Origin of the sequence: Prauserella oleivorans, from assembly GCF_042685745.1 — a bacterium.
GTDB classification, from domain to species: domain Bacteria; phylum Actinomycetota; class Actinomycetes; order Mycobacteriales; family Pseudonocardiaceae; genus Prauserella_A; species Prauserella_A oleivorans.
The window spans coordinates 1,476,419-1,491,971 of the sequence record NZ_JBHUNT010000001.1 but is presented as its reverse complement, the minus strand read 5'-3'; the positions used below and the strand labels follow the sequence as shown (position 1 = coordinate 1,491,971).

General features: G+C 71.0%; 11 protein-coding genes and 1 tRNA gene. 7 read left to right on the top strand and 5 right to left on the bottom strand.

Going from position 1 to position 15,553, the window contains the following annotated elements; translation table 11 throughout:
* The first annotated feature begins 58 nt into the window (after positions 1-58).
* The 4 genes from ACFSZT_RS07395 to ACFSZT_RS07380 are packed head-to-tail and all read left to right on the top strand — an operon-like array spanning position 59 to position 3,885.
* Complete coding sequence (locus ACFSZT_RS07395; RefSeq protein WP_377389221.1) at positions 59-1,669, top strand: ATP-binding SpoIIE family protein phosphatase; 1,611 nt, start codon at positions 59-61, stop codon at positions 1,667-1,669.
* The gene (locus ACFSZT_RS07390; protein WP_377389223.1) at positions 1,666-1,986 is read left to right on the top strand and encodes an STAS domain-containing protein; all 321 of its coding nucleotides are present in this window, start codon (positions 1,666-1,668) and stop codon (positions 1,984-1,986) included. Before ACFSZT_RS07395 ends, ACFSZT_RS07390 begins: the two co-directional genes overlap by 4 nt.
* An 11-nt stretch (positions 1,987-1,997) precedes the next feature.
* Positions 1,998-2,825: an aldo/keto reductase gene (locus ACFSZT_RS07385; protein WP_377389226.1), complete on the top strand. Its 828-nt coding sequence runs from the start codon at positions 1,998-2,000 to the stop codon at positions 2,823-2,825.
* 31 nt (positions 2,826-2,856) lie between these two features.
* On the top strand, positions 2,857-3,885 hold the full coding sequence (locus tag ACFSZT_RS07380; RefSeq protein WP_377389271.1) for a sigma-70 family RNA polymerase sigma factor: 1,029 nt from the start codon (positions 2,857-2,859) through the stop codon (positions 3,883-3,885).
* A 3-nt stretch (positions 3,886-3,888) separates the two neighbouring features.
* Here ACFSZT_RS07380 and ACFSZT_RS07375 read toward each other — a convergent pair whose 3' ends face one another.
* Both ACFSZT_RS07375 and ACFSZT_RS07370 read right to left on the bottom strand, forming a co-directional pair.
* Positions 3,889-4,608 (bottom strand): SIS domain-containing protein, encoded by a 720-nt coding sequence (locus tag ACFSZT_RS07375; protein WP_377389228.1) that lies wholly within the window; start codon positions 4,606-4,608, stop codon positions 3,889-3,891.
* Positions 4,609-4,805: 197 nt separating this feature from the next.
* Entirely contained in the window at positions 4,806-6,434 is a 1,629-nt protein-coding gene (locus ACFSZT_RS07370) for an amidohydrolase (RefSeq protein ID WP_377389230.1), read from the bottom strand.
* Between the two features lie 278 nt (positions 6,435-6,712).
* Here ACFSZT_RS07370 and ACFSZT_RS07365 point away from each other — a divergent pair, with 278 nt between their 5' ends.
* Entirely contained in the window at positions 6,713-7,948 is a 1,236-nt protein-coding gene (locus ACFSZT_RS07365; protein WP_377389232.1) for an erythromycin esterase family protein, read from the top strand.
* 395 nt (positions 7,949-8,343) lie between these two features.
* Positions 8,344-9,978, top strand: coding sequence for an alkaline phosphatase D family protein (locus ACFSZT_RS07360; protein ID WP_377389234.1), 1,635 nt, complete (start codon positions 8,344-8,346; stop codon positions 9,976-9,978).
* A gap of 57 nt (positions 9,979-10,035) precedes the next feature.
* Here the strand turns inward: ACFSZT_RS07360 and ACFSZT_RS07355 are convergent, their stop codons facing one another.
* From ACFSZT_RS07355 to ACFSZT_RS07345, 3 genes are all read right to left on the bottom strand, one after another.
* A complete protein-coding gene (locus ACFSZT_RS07355) occupies positions 10,036-11,679 on the bottom strand; it encodes an ABC transporter permease (protein ID WP_377389237.1) in 1,644 nt (547 codons plus the stop codon).
* Positions 11,676-12,662, bottom strand: a complete 987-nt coding sequence (locus ACFSZT_RS07350; RefSeq protein WP_377389240.1) for an ABC transporter ATP-binding protein — start codon at positions 12,660-12,662, stop codon at positions 11,676-11,678. Before ACFSZT_RS07350 ends, ACFSZT_RS07355 begins: the two co-directional genes overlap by 4 nt.
* A 1,072-nt stretch (positions 12,663-13,734) precedes the next feature.
* Positions 13,735-13,807: transfer RNA gene (locus tag ACFSZT_RS07345), tRNA-Thr, on the bottom strand.
* A 226-nt stretch (positions 13,808-14,033) separates the two neighbouring features.
* Between ACFSZT_RS07345 and ACFSZT_RS07340 the strand changes: the two genes are divergently transcribed.
* Positions 14,034-15,548, top strand: coding sequence for a threonine/serine exporter family protein (locus ACFSZT_RS07340; protein WP_377389242.1), 1,515 nt, complete (start codon positions 14,034-14,036; stop codon positions 15,546-15,548).
* The last annotated feature ends 5 nt before the right edge of the window (positions 15,549-15,553 follow it).

Genomic DNA, 15,553 nt, shown 5'->3' with positions numbered 1-15,553 from the left:
CGCGGAGCCGAAACGTCGTGCGCTGCCCGCGGTAGCCGTGAGAGATATGCTCGCGGCTATGCCGAGGTCGATCGATTCGGGCAGCGCCACCGACCGCCTGCGCCGGATCGAAGCGGTCACCGATGCCGCACTTGCACACATGGACGTGGAGCGACTGCTCCATGCCCTGCTCGAACGTGTCCGGGAGGTTCTCGAGGCCGACACCGCCACGGTCCTGTTGCTGGACAACAGCGGCGACCACCTGGTGGCCACGGCCTCGTCCGGCATCGAGGAGGAAGTGCGGCAAGGCGCCCGGATTCCGGTCGGCGAGGGCTTCGCCGGCACCATCGCCGCCACCCGGCAGCCGCTGATCCTGCAGCAGGTGGACGAGACGACCGTCGTGAACCCGGTCCTGTGGAAGAAGGGCATCCGGTCCCTGGCCGGAGTACCGCTGCTCGGCGGAGGCGAGGTGCTCGGCGTCCTGCACGTCGGCATGATCGACGCGACGCCTTTCACCGAGCAGGACGTCGAGCTGCTGCGGCTCGTGGCCGAGCGGGTCGCGCTCGCCACCAGGAACCGGCTCACCAACGCCGACCAGGCCGCCGCCTCAGCGCTGCAGCGCACGCTGCTGCCGGGCAAGTTGCCGAACATCCCCGGCCTCGAGATGGCCGCGCGGTACGCACCGGGCGAGGCGGGCGGCGTCAGCGGTGACTGGTACGACGTGTTCAAGCTGCCGTCGGGGTGGCTGTGCGCGGCGATCGGCGACGTCGTCGGGCGTGGCCTGGACGCCGCCATGGTGATGAGCCGCATGCGCACCACCACCCGGGCGTTCGCGCTCGACGCAAGCGACCCGGCCGACGTGCTGTGCAAGCTCGATCGCCACATGCGGCATTTCGAGCCGCAGATCATGGCGACCATCGGCTACGCGATGTGGGAGCCGTCACTGGGCCGGCTGCGGCTGTCGCTGGCCGGGCACCTCGCGCCGATGCTCGCCGCGCCGGGCGAACCCCCGCGCATGCTGGATGTTCCGGTCGACCCGCCGGTCGGGGCGGGCGCCGTGCCCCGACAGCGCCGCACGAGCACGGTGGACATCCCGCCGGGCGCCACGGTGCTGTTCTACACGGACGGGCTGGTGGAACGCAGGCACCGGAATCTGGACGTGGACCTCGGCCTGCTTCGCGACGCGATGGAGAGCGGTCCGGTGGAACGACTGTGCTCCAACGTCATGCTTCACCTCGTCGGCGCCGACCCGACCGACGACGACATCGCCATCCTCGCCATGCGGAGGAAGACGGCGGACGAACAGCGCGAGCTGACACTCGAACTGGACGCGGTGCCCGAGGCGCTGGCCGACATCCGCGCGGCCCTGCGCCGCTGGCTGCCCACGGTGGGTGCCGCGCCCGACGACGTGGCCGACCTGCTCGTGGTGATCGGTGAGGCAGGCGCCAACGTCATCGAACACGCGTATGGGCCGCTCGGCGGAAAGTTCACGGTCCGGCTTGAAGCCAAGGGCGGTGAGGTATACGCCACGATCAGCGACAACGGCAAGTGGCGATCCCCCAGAGGTCTGCATCGAGGCAGAGGAACCCAGCTCATGCGGCAACTGAGCGACGACCTGCGAATCGAATACGGGAGCGACGGTACCGACGTGCACGTACGCAGGCGGCTGTCCGACGGTGGTGCGCGATGACCGTCGCCAACGTCGACGTCCGTTCACCGGACACCAAGACGGTGGAGATCAGCATCAGTGGCGAGGTCGACCTGTCCAACGCCGAGGTCGTCCAGGACGACATCTACGGTGCCGTCGCCAACGACCTGATCCGTGTCCGGCTGGACCTGGCCGGACTGACCTACATCGACAGTGCGGGGCTGCGCATTCTGTTCACGCTCGCCGACCGGCTGCAGCTGCTGCAGACCGAGCTCGAGATCGTCGCCCCGCACGGCTCGCCCACCCGGCGCGTGATCGAGCTGTCCGGGCTCGACACCGTGGTGGCCGTGCAGCCTTGACGGGAGCCGGCATGCGCCTCCTCGAACTGAGCTCGGGCGACCGGCTTCCGGTGCTCGGACAGGGCACGTGGCACATGGGCGAGCGGCGGGCCGACCGCCCCGCGGAGGTCGCGGCGCTGCGGCACGGGCTCGAGCTCGGCCTCGGCCTCATCGACACGGCGGAGATGTACGGCGACGCCGAGTCCGTGGTCGGCGAGGCGATCGCGGGCAGGCGCGACGAGGTGTTCCTGGTCAGCAAGGTGCTTCCCCACCACGCGACGCTGCGCGGCACGATCCAGGCGTGCGAGGCGAGTCTGCGCAGGCTCGGCACCGACTGGATCGACCTGTACCTGCTGCACTGGCCCGGCAACGTGCCGCTGGAGGAGACGGTCGAGGCGTTCGACCGGCTGCGTACGGACGGCAAGATCCGCCAGTTCGGCGTCTCCAACTTCGACGCCGCCGACCTCGACGAACTGTGGACACTCGACACCGGCCGGCAGGCCGTCACCGACCAGGTGCTCTACAACCTCACCCGGCGGGGACCGGAGACCGGGCTGCTGCCCTGGTGCCGGGCGCGGGGGCTGCCGGTGATGGCGTACTCGCCGATCGAGCAGGGCAGGCTGCTCCGCGACCCGCTGCTGCGGGAGGTCGCCCGGCGCCATGACGCGACACCCGCCCAGATCGCGATCGCCTGGGTGCTGCAGCAGCACCTCGTGTGCGCGATCCCGAAGGCGGCCGACCCCGAGCACGTCGAGCAGAACGCCGCGGCACTCGACATAGCCCTCACCGAGGAGGACCTCGCCGACCTCGACCGGCGGTTCCCGGCACCCGACGGCCCCGTACCGCTGGAAATGCTGTAGTCGCGCGACCCGTGTTTTCTGTCACCCGCCTCTGCGAGGATTGCCGGAGAGCAAGAAGGAGGGTGCCATGGCACGGGCGCAGGTGGACGACGAGTTCCTCCGCGAGGCGGACCCGTACCGCCGCGAACTGCTCGCGCACTGTTACCGGATGCTGGGGTCGGCGCACGACGCCGAGGATCTGGTGCAGGAGACCTACCTGCGGGCGTGGCGCGCCTACGACCGGTTCGAGGGCCGGTCGTCGCTGCGTACCTGGCTGCACCGCATCGCCACGACCGCCTGCCTGACCGCGTTGGAGAGCCGCCGCAGACGGCCGATGCCGACCGGACTCGGTGCCGGCAGCGCGGACCCGGCAGACGATCTCGCCGAGCGCGCCGACGTGCCGTGGCTGGAGCCGCTCCCGGACCGGCTCGCCGGCACGTCGGCGGCGGACCCGGCGGCGATCGTCACCGAGCGGGAAAGCGTCCGGCTCGCCCTCGTCGCGGCCCTGCAGCACCTGCCGCCGCGGCAGCGGGCGGTGCTGATCCTGCGCGACGTGCTCAAGTGGCGGGCCAAGGAGGTCGCCGAGACGGTGGGCCTGAGCACGGCGGCGGTGAACAGCATCCTGCAGCGTGCCCGCGCGCAACTCGCCCAGGCGGCGCCGGTGCCCGACGAGGTCGCCGAGCCGGACGAGGAAACACAACGACGCCTGCTGGACCGCTACGTCACGGCGTTCGAGAACAAGGACGTCGACGCGCTCGTCGGGCTGTTCACACGCGACATCGTGTGGGAGATGCCGCCGTACGCGTCCTGGTATCGCGGCCGGACCGACGTGGGCAGGCACCTGGAGCACCGGTGCCCGGCGCGAGCGGGCGGGGTGCTGATGCTGCCCGTCGGCGCCAACGGGCAACCCGCCTACGCCATGTACCTGCGGGACGACGACACCGGCGAGTTCCGGGCGTTCACGGTGCAGGTGCTCGGAATGGCCGGCGACGGCATCGGCCACGTCGCGAACTTCATGGACCTGAGCGTGTTCGACCTGTTCGGACTGCCGCGGGCCCGGCCCGCACCGCTGCCCGCCTGATCGCTACGACAGACCGCGTCTGAGCTCGGGGATGCGATCGGAGTAGCGCGCGAACAGTTCCACGTTGCGCTCGTCGCCACCCGGCACGTTCGCGCTGGTCCACAGTGGAAGCGCGACGCCGCGGTCGGCGGCCTGCCGGTCGAGTTCGGCCAGCAACGCCGACCACGCGTACGCGCCCAGGATCGTCGACACCGCTGCCGTGCGCGGGTCGTCCTCGGGGTGCACGACGTCGCCGGGCGGCACGCCGGTGTCCAGCACGACCGTCGCGTGGTCGGCGAGCCGGGTTCCCGCTCGGTCCGACGCCGCCGCCGACGCCGCGAGCGAGGTCACCGCGATCACCGGCACGCCGCGCTCCAGGGCCGCCTGCGCGATCTCCACCGGGTACGGGTTGCGGCCGCTGGTGGAGAACACGACCACGACGTCCGGCGGCTCCGGCCGGGCCTGCTCCACGAGCGCCCGTCCCCGGCCCGGCTCCCGTTCGGCCGCCGAGCTACGCAACGCCCCGTCCAGCGGCAGCACCTCGCTGTCCCACAACGGCCGCACGGCGGCGAGCCCACCCGCCCGGTAGAACGTCTCGCACACCATGGCCAGCGAATGCCCCGCGCCGGCGGTGTGCACGACACCACCGGCCTCCACGCAGTCCAGCACGAGCGCCGCCGCCCGGCCGATCGCGTCGACCCTGCCGTCGAGCGCGTCGAGCAGCGTCCGCACCGTCTCCCGCATCTCGGCACCTCCCTCCAGCGCACGCTAGGGGCGCGGGGCGAAGGCCGTCCAGACCACTCCGGCGGGAACGTGACGAGGTTTACGCACGACAACGGCGAAGCGGCCGACACCCGTGAGCACGGCCACCACCGGCAGCAGTGCCACCGACCACGAACCCGACCGACGCGGCGGCGCCGCAGCGAGCCGTGCCTCCCGGGTCAGGTGGTGGGGACTCCGGCGAACTTCTCCGCGCCGTGCACCGCTCGACCGGCGACGAAGGTGGTGAGCACCCCGATGTCGCCGATCCGTGAACTCGGCACGGTGGTCGGGTCGTCGTCGAGCAGGACGAAGTCGGCGAACATGCCGCCCGCGATCCGGCCACGCTCGTTCTCCTGCGTGGCGGCGTAGGCGGAGTGGGTAGTGTAGGCGCGCAACGCCTCCTCGGCGTCGACGCGCTCGCCGGGGCTGAGCACGACACCGGCCTTGGTGGTGCGCTCCACCATCGACCGGATGCCGAGCAGCGGAGCGCCCACCGACACGCACGGCCGGTCGGAGCTACCGGGCACGCGCAGGCCGGCGTCCACAAAGGACTTATGCCGGTAGAGCCACGGGACCCGCGACTCGCCGAGCGCCTCCGCCATCGTGTCGCCGATCTCGAACAGGAACCGCGCCTGCGGCACGGGAACCACGTCGAGCGCCGCCATCCTCGGCAGCTGGTCGGGGCGCACCATCGCGGCGTGCTCCAGCCGGTGCCGCACCCCGGGCCTCGGCGCCACGCGCTGGGCCTCCTCGAAGACGTCCAGGGCGAGGTCGATGGCCCGGTCGCCGATGGCGTGCGCGGCGACCCGCCAGCCGCCGCGGTGGGCGGCCAGGATGGCCTGCCGCAGCACCTCCGGGTCGTCGCCGAGCACGCCGTGCCCGCCATGCCCGCAGAAGGGCTCGGTGACGGCGGCGGTGCGGCTGGAGAGTGCGCCGTCGGTGAAGATCTTCATGGGGCCGATGCGCAGGAAGTCGTCGCCGAACCCGGTGCGCAGGCCGAGGTCGAGCCCGTAGGCCTCGTCGACCGGGTGCAGTACCTCGCGGGCGGGCATCAGTTCCACCCGCAACGGCAGGTCACCGCGCTGGCGGGCCAGCTGGTAGGCCGCCGCCTCCGCCGGGCTGTGCCCGATCCAGCCGCCGCCGATGCCGGCCTCGGTGACGTGCGTGAGTCCCTCCGCCACGTACACCTTCGCCGCCCGCGCGATGGCGGCGGCGAGCTCCTCCACGGGGTAGGGCTTCACGAGCGCGTCCACGAGCTGCTGTGCCTGCTCGGCGAGCAGTCCGGTCGGCTCGCCCCGCTCGTCGCGCTCGACGACCCCGCCCTCGGGGACCGTCGCCGACCCGTCGAGGACGCCGGCCAGCCGCAGGATCTCGGAGCTGACCGTGGACATGTGAGCCGAGCGGTGCTTGAGCCACACGGGACGGCCGCCGCCAGCGCGGTCCAGTGCGGCGCGGTCGGGGTGCCCGCCAAGCACGAAGTCGTCGTAGCCGGAGCCCACCACCCAGCCGTCACTCGGCAGGGTCGCGGCCTTCGCGGCCACGGCGTCGTAGAGCTCCTCCGGTGTGCGCATGGCCGAGAGGTCCATCTCGGCGAGCGACAGGCCGTACCACACCATGTGGTTGTGGGCGTCGGCGAAGCCCGGCGTCAGCACGGCGCCCTCACCCTCGACGACATGCCGGGCGGAGAGGTCCGCCACCTCCTCGTCGACGCCCACGATGCGGCCGCCGAGCACGCCGACGGTGTGCGCGTGGGGCCGCTCGGGGGTCAGCGTCAGGGCGCGCACGTCGCGCAGCAACAGATCCAGCATGGCCGTTCCTTTCACGCCAGGTGATGCAACCGGGTCATCCGGCAGCGTAGGCGCCCGGTGCTCGGCCGCGGGACGTCCGTCGGCGAACACCGGCCCGGCGTCGCGGCCGGCCCGCCGAAGCGGGGGTTTCATCACGCCCCGCTGCTGGTCGCCCTCCACTGTGTACCGGGAGCACGCGCCACCTCCACTCAGCCACTGTGGACGGTCTCCCGGGTATCCGGTTGCCTCCGTATCTCCGTACGCGGCACAGTGAACGCACCGGGTTCGAGGGGGAGGCCATGTCGTTGCCCGAGTCCGTTCGCAGGGTGCCGCTGCCGGATATCGCCGAGCTGGTCGGTGACGCGCGGGTGGTGGCGATCGGCGAGAACAACCACTACATCCGCGAGTTCACGCAGCTGCGCGCCGATCTGGTGCGGGTGCTCGTCACCGAACTGGGCTTCTCGATCGTCGGCTACGAGTCGGGATTCGCCGAGGGCCAGCTCGTCGACCGGTGGATCCGGGGCGGCCCGGGTGACGTCGGCGCGGTGGCGCGCGACGGGTTCACCTTCCGCTTCGGTGAGTCTCCACAGCTGCGCGAGCTCCTGCGTGGGCTCCGGCAGCACCACGCCGCCGGCGGCCGGGTGCGCTTCGCCGGGCTGGACCTACCCGGCTCGGGAGGGTCCCCGCTACCGGCACTGACGCGGGTGCGCGACCATCTCGCCGAGCACGCTCCAGGCGAGCTGCCCCTGGTGGAGGCCGCCATCGACGCCACCCGGGCCTACGCGGCGGCCAACAACGGCGCCGCCCCGGCCCGCTACGCCCAGCTGACCCCGGCCGAGCGGGACGCCGCGACGACGGCCCTCACCCGGCTGCTGCTCCGGCTGGACGCGCTGGGTCCCGGCCCGGTGTCCGGGGCCCACCGCATCGCCCGGCACCACGCGTACGGCGCTCTGCGGCTGGACGAACAGCTCCGCGAACTGCACGAGTTCGGTGACCGGCGGGGGCTCGTGCCGTCGTCGCGGGACATCCACCAGGCCGACACGGTGCGGCTGCTGCGGGACCTGGAACCGGACGCCCGCCTCGTGCTGCTGCTGCACAACGCCCACTGCCAGCGCGTGCCGATGCAGCTGGTGCCCGGCGTCCACGCGCCGTCGACGGGCACCTACCTCGCCGCCGAGCTCGGCAGCGACTACGTGGCGATCGGCGTCACCGCACTCGACGGCACCACCACGACCGCGCGGTTGGCCGACGACGCCCCGGCCGGGCTGGAGGTGCTGAGCGCGCCCCTCGAGCCGCCGGGCGAGGGCAGCGTCGAACACGCCGTCGCCCGGAGCACGCCCGGCGACGAGCCGGTGCTGCTGGATCTGCGTCCCGCTCGCGGCCGGCCCGGCCCCACCAGCATCCGGCACGTCACCACGGAAACACCGGTCGACGTGCTCGCTGCCTTCGACGGCCTCGTGTGCCTGCCGGCGATGTCGCCCGCGCTCCCGGACCACGCTCCGCGACCCCGCCCGGCCGAGGACGGCGTCCAGTAAGCGGTCTAGTAGGCGCGCAGATCGTCGTCGTCGGCGTCGGTGGGCTCGTAGTGCCACCAGAACCGCACCCAGCCCCACACCCGGGCCCAGAACGTGTGCAGCGCTACCCCTCCTCACCTTGTATCCGTGACACCTCCATCGGCGGGAGGCCCCAGTGCGCGACGGGGATTCGGCACCGAAACGATCACGAAAATCGGCAACCGAAAGCGCGGCAGTGGAGAGTCCGGGCCGGACCGGCGAAGCACTCCGGAGCGGTATGCACGAATCGTGCCCGACTTCCGAAATGTTCCAACGACGCTCGCCCGTCAAGATCACCACATCTCACGGTCGGCCGGGCGTCATCTTCGCAGCGTTGGCTGTCGCCGACCCGCGTCCCCACCCTCCTTGGAGTCCGCATGGCCTTCTCGCGCCCCAGGCTCGGCACCGGCGCGCCACTCACCAGACGTGGCTTCGTCGGCATGAGCGCGGCCGGCGCCGCCGCTGTGTTCCTCGGCATCGGCGGCCGGTCCGCCGCCTCCCCCGCCCCGCGGCACCGGCTGCCCGACTACCCGTTCAAGCTCGGCGTCGCGTCCGGCGACCCGCTGCCGGATTCGGTGGTCCTGTGGACACGGCTGGCGCCCGACCCGCTGGCCGAGGGCGGCCTCGGCGGGATGCCGCGGGACAAGCGGTACGTGCTGCGCTGGCAGGTCGCCGAGGACGAGCAGTTCCGCCGCGTCGTCAAGCACGGCACCGCCACGGCCACGCCCGAGCTCGGCTACTCGGTGCATCCCGAGGTCTGGGGCCTGCGCCCCGGACGGCACTACTACTACCGATTCATGCTCGGCAACGAGATCTCACCCGTCGGGCGGACCAAGACCGCACCGGCCGTCGGCGCGGCGATCTCGTCGCTGACGTTCGCCTTCGCCAGCTGCCAGGAATGGTCGTCGGGTTTCTACACCGCGCATCGGCACCTCGCCGAGCAGGACCTCGACGTCGCCATTCACCTCGGCGACTACCTCTACGAATCCGCCATCAACGCCCACGGCGGCGCGCGCAACCAGCCGGTCCCGGAGCATTTCCGGTCCGAGACGATCACGCTCGAGCGGTACCGGATCCAGTATGCGCTCTACAAGAGCGACCCCGACCTGATCGCCGCCCACCACGCCCACCCCTGGATCGTGACCCTCGACGACCACGAGGTGGAGAACGACTGGGCCGGCGAGGTCCCCGAAGCCTCCAGCCAGACCAAGGGCGAGCTGTGGATGCCACGCCGGGCCGCGGCGTTCCAGGCCTACTACGAGAACCTGCCGTTGCGGGCCGCGCAGCTGCCGGACGGCCCGGACATGCAGCTCTACCGGAAGCTGAGCTACGGCAACCTGGTCGACTTCAACGTCCTCGACACCCGCCAGTACCGCGACGACCAGATCGCCGACACCTGGGACGGTCCGCAGACGCCGGAAGCGTACGAACCCCGGCGCACCATCCTGGGCTGGGAGCAGGAAGGCTGGCTGCTGAACAACTTCGCCCGCTCGAAGGCCCGGTGGCAGGTACTCGCGAATCAGGCGCCGCTGGCCGAGACGGTCACGCACTGGGACCCGGTGAAGACCGTGACCATCGACAACTGGGACAGCTACGTCGCCAACCGGCAGCGGGTGCTCAACGGCGCACGCGAACGCGGGGTGGAGAACCTGATCGTGATCACCGGAGACCGGCACCAGAACAACGTGCTCAACCTGAAGGCCGACTACGACGATCCGGACTCCCCGGTGGTCGGCGCCGAGTTCGTCGGCAATTCCATCACCAGTGGCGGAAACGGTGCCGACATGACCGAGGAGGGCCGGCGGATGCTCGCCAACAACCCGCACCTGAAGTTCTGGAACCAGCAGCGCGGCTATGTCCGGTGCACGGTGACCAAGGACCTGTGGACCAGTGACTTCCTCGTGTTGCCGTCGGTGACCGAGCCGAACGCGCCGGTCTCCACGCGCGCGTCGTACGTCGTGGAGAACGGCGTGCCCGGCGCGACGCTCGACACCGAGCGGCCGGTGGGCTGATCCACCGGCTCGTTGCCGGTGACCGACGCCGAGGCCGGTCACCGGCAGCACGGCCGGTCAGCCGGTGTTGATGCTGCGCCTGCCCAGTGCCGCCAGGCCGAGGGCGACGAGCGCCGCCGCCAACGCCGTCAGCACCACGAGCGGGGTCAGGGCGAAGTCGGCCACCGGCAGCTCCGGCACCCATCCGAACGGGCTCAGGCGCGCCAGCCAGTCCGGGAACCCGATGAGCTCGCCGAGGTACCCGGCCACGAACGTCCACACCGGAACCAGCCACGTCCATCCGATCCACTGTGGACGCAGACCGAAGAGCGCGACGGCTACACCGATGGTGCACCACACCGCCGGGAGGTAGGCGAGCGCGGCACCGATCGCCTTGCCGAAGAAGGCACCGTCGTCCACCGTGCTCGCTCCCAGTCCCCCGAGCACCAGGCCCGCGACGACCAGCATCAGCGTCGAGCCGAGCAGCACCACGGCCAGATGGCTGAGTACCCAGCGGGACCTGTGCAGCGGCGTGGCCAGCACCGGCTCGGCTCGCCCGGCCGTTTCCTCACTGCGAACCCGCGTCGCCGCGAGCACGGCGTAGACGGTGACGACCACGGCGTTGACGAGCATGACCATCGACACCAACGCCTCGACCAGCGCGCCGCCTCGCTCGGCGAGCGCGTCGGTGATCACGTCGACGTCGCCGAGCATCGCTTCGACGTCGCCGAGCAGCGAACCGTACATCGCGGCGAGCGCGGCGACGGCGACGCCGAATCCGGCGAGCAGGCCACGGTGCAGCCGCAGCGCGAAGCCGAACGGCGTAGCCAGCAGGTTGGACGCTCTCGCCGCTCCGGCGCGGGTCTGCCGCAGACCGGTGCCGACGTCCCGGTGCGAACTCAGGGTCACGGCGAGCCAGGTGAGCGCGGCGGCCAGTGCGAGGGACAGCAGCAGCGGCCACCACTGGTCGTCGAGGAAGGGCCACGTGTGCTGGGCCCAGCCGATCGGGGACAGCCAGGACAGCGCGTTCTCGCCGGCGTCGCCGATGGCGCGTACGACGTAGGCGAGGCCGACCACGGCCAGCCCCATCCCCGTCGCACCCCGGGAATACCCCGTGATCTGGGCCGTCACGGCCGCGACCGCCGCGAACACCAGCCCGGCGGCCGTGTGCGCGGCTCCGTAGAGCAGAGCGCCGGAACCTGTGATCCCCTCGGCAGCACTGCCGGCGAGCGTAGCCGCGATCAGCAGGCCGAGCACCACGTTCACGGCCGCCACGACGATCAGTGTCGCGGCCAGGTTGGCGTGCCGGCCCACCACGGTCGCGCGAACCAGTTCCGCGCGACCGGTCTCCTCTTCGGCGCGCGTGTGCCGAACCACCAGCAGCACGCTCATCATGCCCACCGCGAGCACCGTGAACCCGAGCATCTGGTGGGACAGGATCGAGCCGTAGTGGTAGTTCTCCAGATAGCGCGCCGGCCCCGTCATCGCCAGCCCCATGGGGCTGTGCAGCGTCTGCGCGATGTTGGCCCGGGCGGCGGGATCCGGGTAGGTACCGAGGAAACTGCCCAGCGTGCCGACGGACACGAGGCCGAGCACCACCAGCCAGACGGGGATGCGCACCCGGTCGCGACGCAGGATGAACCGGATCAACGTCGCTGTGCCGGCGAGATGGTCGCGGCGCACGGTCACCGACAGCGCGGGCGCCATGGTCGTCGTGCTCATCGCCCGCTCCCGCCGGCCGCGCCGTTCGTGGCGCCGTTCGTGGCTCCGTTCGTGGCGCCGTTCGTGGCGCCGGCGAGTTCGTCGCCGTAATGCCGCAGGAACAATTGCTCCAGCGTGGGCGGCTGGCTGATCAGCGAGCGGATCCCGAGCCGGTGCAGGTGTCCGATCACGGCATCGAGGTTTTCGGTGTCGACGTCGAAGTCCACCCGACCGTCTGAAGCGGACACATTGTGGACCCCGGGCAGGCCGCTCAGATCACCCGCGGGGCGGACGGTTTCCACCCGGACCGTGGTGCGCGTCAGGTGCCGCAGTTCGGCCAGGGAGCCGGACTCCACGATGCGTCCCTGCCGAATGATGGACACCCGATCGCACAGCGCTTCCACCTGCGCGAGGATGTGGCTGGACAGCAGCACGGTCCGCCCGGCCGCTTTCGCCTCGCGGATCGATTCCGCGAATACCGCCTCCATCAGCGGGTCCAGGCCGGCGGTGGGCTCGTCCAGGATCAGCAACTCCACGTCGGAGGCCAGTGCCGCGACGATGGCCACCTTCTGCCGGTTGCCCTTGGAGTAGGTACGCCCCTTCTTCGTCGGGTCGAGGTCGAACCGTTCGCACAGCTCGTCACGCCGCCTGCTGTCGAAGTTGCCGCGCAGCCGCGCGAAGAGGTCGATGACCTCGCCGCCGGTGAGGTTCGGCCACAGGTTCACGTCGCCGGGCACGTACGCGAGCCGGCGATGCAGTGCGACGGCGTCGTGCCAGGGGTCGCCACCGAGCACGGTGACGGTCCCGGAGTCGGCGCGCAGAAGGCCGAGCAGCACGCGGATCGTCGTGGACTTCCCCGCGCCGTTCGGCCCGAGGAAACCGTGTACCTCGCCGGCCGCTACAGACATCGTGAGGTGATCCAGTGCTGTGGTCGGCCCGAACGATTTGCTCAGGTCGGACACCGCGATCGCGGCGTCGGTGTGCTCGTGCCTGGAACCGGGCATGGCTGTGTTCCCGTCTCGTCGACTACGCCTGGTGAGGGCGAGCGCGCTCACACGTCCTTGCACGTCAGCGACTGCTCAGAGTCGTCGGACGGCGTCTCGGCACGCTCGCCGGAGCTGAAGGTTTGCGGAGAACGACCCGCGCCGCCCAAGGCGCGTGTCGGCGGGGTGACGGCGTCAGCGAGGCGGGTCGGAGTCGGCCTTGCGCGCACCCGCATGTGATGACGACAGCCGGCTCGGCCGGTCCAGGGACGTCGCCCTGGCGGTCCTCAGCAGCGTGTCCGCCATGCCTCGGAAGATACACGTATTTCACGAAGTTGTGAATACTGAATAGGCCGGGGTCATCGCGGATCGAGATCGCTGGCGAGTTCGTGCGCGTCGAGGTGCCGGGTACCGACCGAACGGTCGGAGGTCGCTGTCTTCTCGCCGAAGTGCGCGCGACCGGTGAGCAGGGCTGGAACCGCGTCGCGACGGCACCGCCACCTGGACGCGAGCCGAGTGCTCCGCGCCTGCTCACTGTCCGCCCGGGCGCAGACCGCCGGCCCGAGTCGAAAACCCTTCCGGGAACTGGCAAGCGTCGTTCGGTGACAGCTGCCGATCGCCACGGCCACCGCGGATGGTCCAGCCGCGGCAGCACAAACGGAATGCCCACCGGTCGGCGGGCGTTGCAGGCAGCGGACATGCCGACATGGCTGCGAGCGCGACCCCTTGCCGGCGAGCGGACCGCCCGAAGCGGCCGCTGGTGACTGTGAGTCCACATCGCGGCGAACGGAAACCTCGTCAGCATTCGGCCCGTGCTGTTGCGGCCTTCCCGGAGCCGCGGCGAGCGCAGCGGAGGCCCTATTCCGGGCGGGCGCAATCACGTGACATCGGCGCGGTGACGGACGTCATGGGGTGGGCGCGGACACGCCACAACGCTGCGTCGCACACGCCGTCGGCCGGCTCGGGGCGCCCGCTCCGGCAGGTGCCGGGTGGCGACACGCGACAGGCCGAGGACGGCCGCAGCGAGACAACCAAGACGAAGATCGAGCCGACCAGGGCTCCGCACACACGGAAAAGCCCTGGTCAGGGTGTGAGCCGGCAACAGGACTCGAACCTGCGACCTGCTGTTTACAAGACAGCTGCTCTACCAACTGAGCTATACCGGCATGCCCCGCGTGCGGCAGGGCGCGAGCCCACTATACGGCTGTCCGGCCTCGCGCGTGGCGTCGCCCGGACAGGCACGATCACCTGCTGAAACAGCGTCACGAAGCTAAGTTGGACGCGGGACATTTCGTCAGCCGCCAACGTGGTGCACGCCACACGGGTCAGGATGCAACGGCGCGGCCTTCTCAGGCGATGCCACGCGGGAACTTTTGGAGGAGGTGGGGCCACATGAAACTGAAGCCGCGCGCGAGATCGGCGATGAGTCGCCGGCACGCGTGGCAGATCCTCGAAGCGCCGGCCGAGGATCAGAACGAGAAGCGAGTACCGCGCCAGCAGCGTGGCCGGAGTCCCCGGCAGCGCGCCTGGCAGATTCTCGAAGCGCCGACCGGCGAGCTGCCCGCGGTCGAGACCGACACGACCATGGGCCCGGAGCTTCCCGACGAAGCGACCGTCCACCTGGTCCTGGATCTCGTGGTGCGCATCGGTGAGGTCCAGATGGCCAGCGGAGCGGGCGCCTCTGACGTGACCGCGACGATTCTTGCCCTGACCCGCGCCCTCGGTCTACCTCACTGTGAGGTGGACGTCATCTTCACGTCGATCACGGTTTCCTGCCACCGCGGTAGCGACCTGTCCCCCGTGACGGCGCTGCGAGTGGTCCGTTCACGCAGCCTCGACTACACCCGGCTCTCCGACACGGAGCGGCTCGTCCAGCAGCTGATCCGCAACAAGCTCAGCGCCGAAGAGGCCTACACCGAGCTGCACCGCATCACGGAGGCCGCGCACCCGTACCCCCGGTGGGTCTCGACACTCGCCTGGGGCGGCATGGCCGGATTCATCTCCCTGTTGCTGGGCGGCACCGGCTGGACCGCCCTGGTCGCGTTCGTGATCAGCGCGTTCATCGACCGGCTCGGTCGGCTGCTGAACCGCATCTCGATGCCGTTCTTCTTCCAGCAGGTCGCTGGTGGTCTGGTCGCGTCGCTGGCGGCCATCGCCATCGTGAACTCCGATGTCATGCCACTGGAGAAACCGACCCTGGTCGTCGCGGCAGCCCTGACGGTGTTGCTCTCAGGACTGTCGACCGTCTCCGCCGTGCAGGACGCCATCACCGGCTACTACGTCACCGCGGCAGGTCGAAGTCTCGAAGTCGCGTTGATGTCGGCGGGACTGATCACCGGTGTCGCCGGCGGTATCAAGATCGCCGAGTGGTTCGGCGCCAGTCGCACGCCGGTCCCCGCGATCCCAGACCTGCACGTCCTCAACCTGCCGATCATGATCCTGGCGGGCACTGGCGCGGCCGCGTGCTTCGCGCTCGCGTCGTACTCCAGCCTGCGTCCGCTGCTGGTCGCCGCGTGCGCGGGCGCTGTGGGCGCGGGCGCGTACGGTGCCCTGATGATCTTCGACGCCGGGCAGATCACGGCGTCGGCGCTCGCCGCCACGCTCGTCGGTCTCGGTGGTGGCGTGATGGCGCGCAGGCTCAGGGTCACCCCGCTCGTGGTGGCCGTGTCGGGAATCACGCCACTGCTGCCGGGTTTCGCGACCTACCGCGGGCTGTCCGAGCTCGCCGACTACGGCGCCATCACCCCGCTCATGGGGGCGGTGGCGACCGGTATGGCGCTGGCGGCGGGCGTGGTGTTCGGCGAGTTCCTCGCCCAGCCCGTTCGGACGGGCCTGGGCAGGCTCGAGCGCAAACTCGCCGGTCCGCGTATGGCCGGTCCGCTGGATCCTGGCAGGCATCTCGACTGAGCCCG

Bases quoted from the DNA above. Each gene is read 5' to 3' on its own strand.
- ACFSZT_RS07395 (WP_377389221.1), top strand. From the start codon at position 59: ATGCCGAGGTCGATCGATTCGGGCAGCGCCACCGACCGCCTGCGCCGG.
- ACFSZT_RS07390 (WP_377389223.1), top strand. From the start codon at position 1,666: ATGACCGTCGCCAACGTCGACGTCCGTTCACCGGACACCAAGACGGTG.
- ACFSZT_RS07385 (WP_377389226.1), top strand. From the start codon at position 1,998: ATGCGCCTCCTCGAACTGAGCTCGGGCGACCGGCTTCCGGTGCTCGGA.
- ACFSZT_RS07375 (WP_377389228.1), bottom strand. From the start codon at position 4,608: ATGCGGGAGACGGTGCGGACGCTGCTCGACGCGCTCGACGGCAGGGTC.
- ACFSZT_RS07370 (WP_377389230.1), bottom strand. From the start codon at position 6,434: ATGCTGGATCTGTTGCTGCGCGACGTGCGCGCCCTGACGCTGACCCCC.
- ACFSZT_RS07365 (WP_377389232.1), top strand. From the start codon at position 6,713: ATGTCGTTGCCCGAGTCCGTTCGCAGGGTGCCGCTGCCGGATATCGCC.
- ACFSZT_RS07360 (WP_377389234.1), top strand. From the start codon at position 8,344: ATGGCCTTCTCGCGCCCCAGGCTCGGCACCGGCGCGCCACTCACCAGA.
- ACFSZT_RS07355 (WP_377389237.1), bottom strand. From the start codon at position 11,679: ATGAGCACGACGACCATGGCGCCCGCGCTGTCGGTGACCGTGCGCCGC.
- ACFSZT_RS07350 (WP_377389240.1), bottom strand. From the start codon at position 12,662: ATGCCCGGTTCCAGGCACGAGCACACCGACGCCGCGATCGCGGTGTCC.
- ACFSZT_RS07340 (WP_377389242.1), top strand. From the start codon at position 14,034: ATGAAACTGAAGCCGCGCGCGAGATCGGCGATGAGTCGCCGGCACGCG.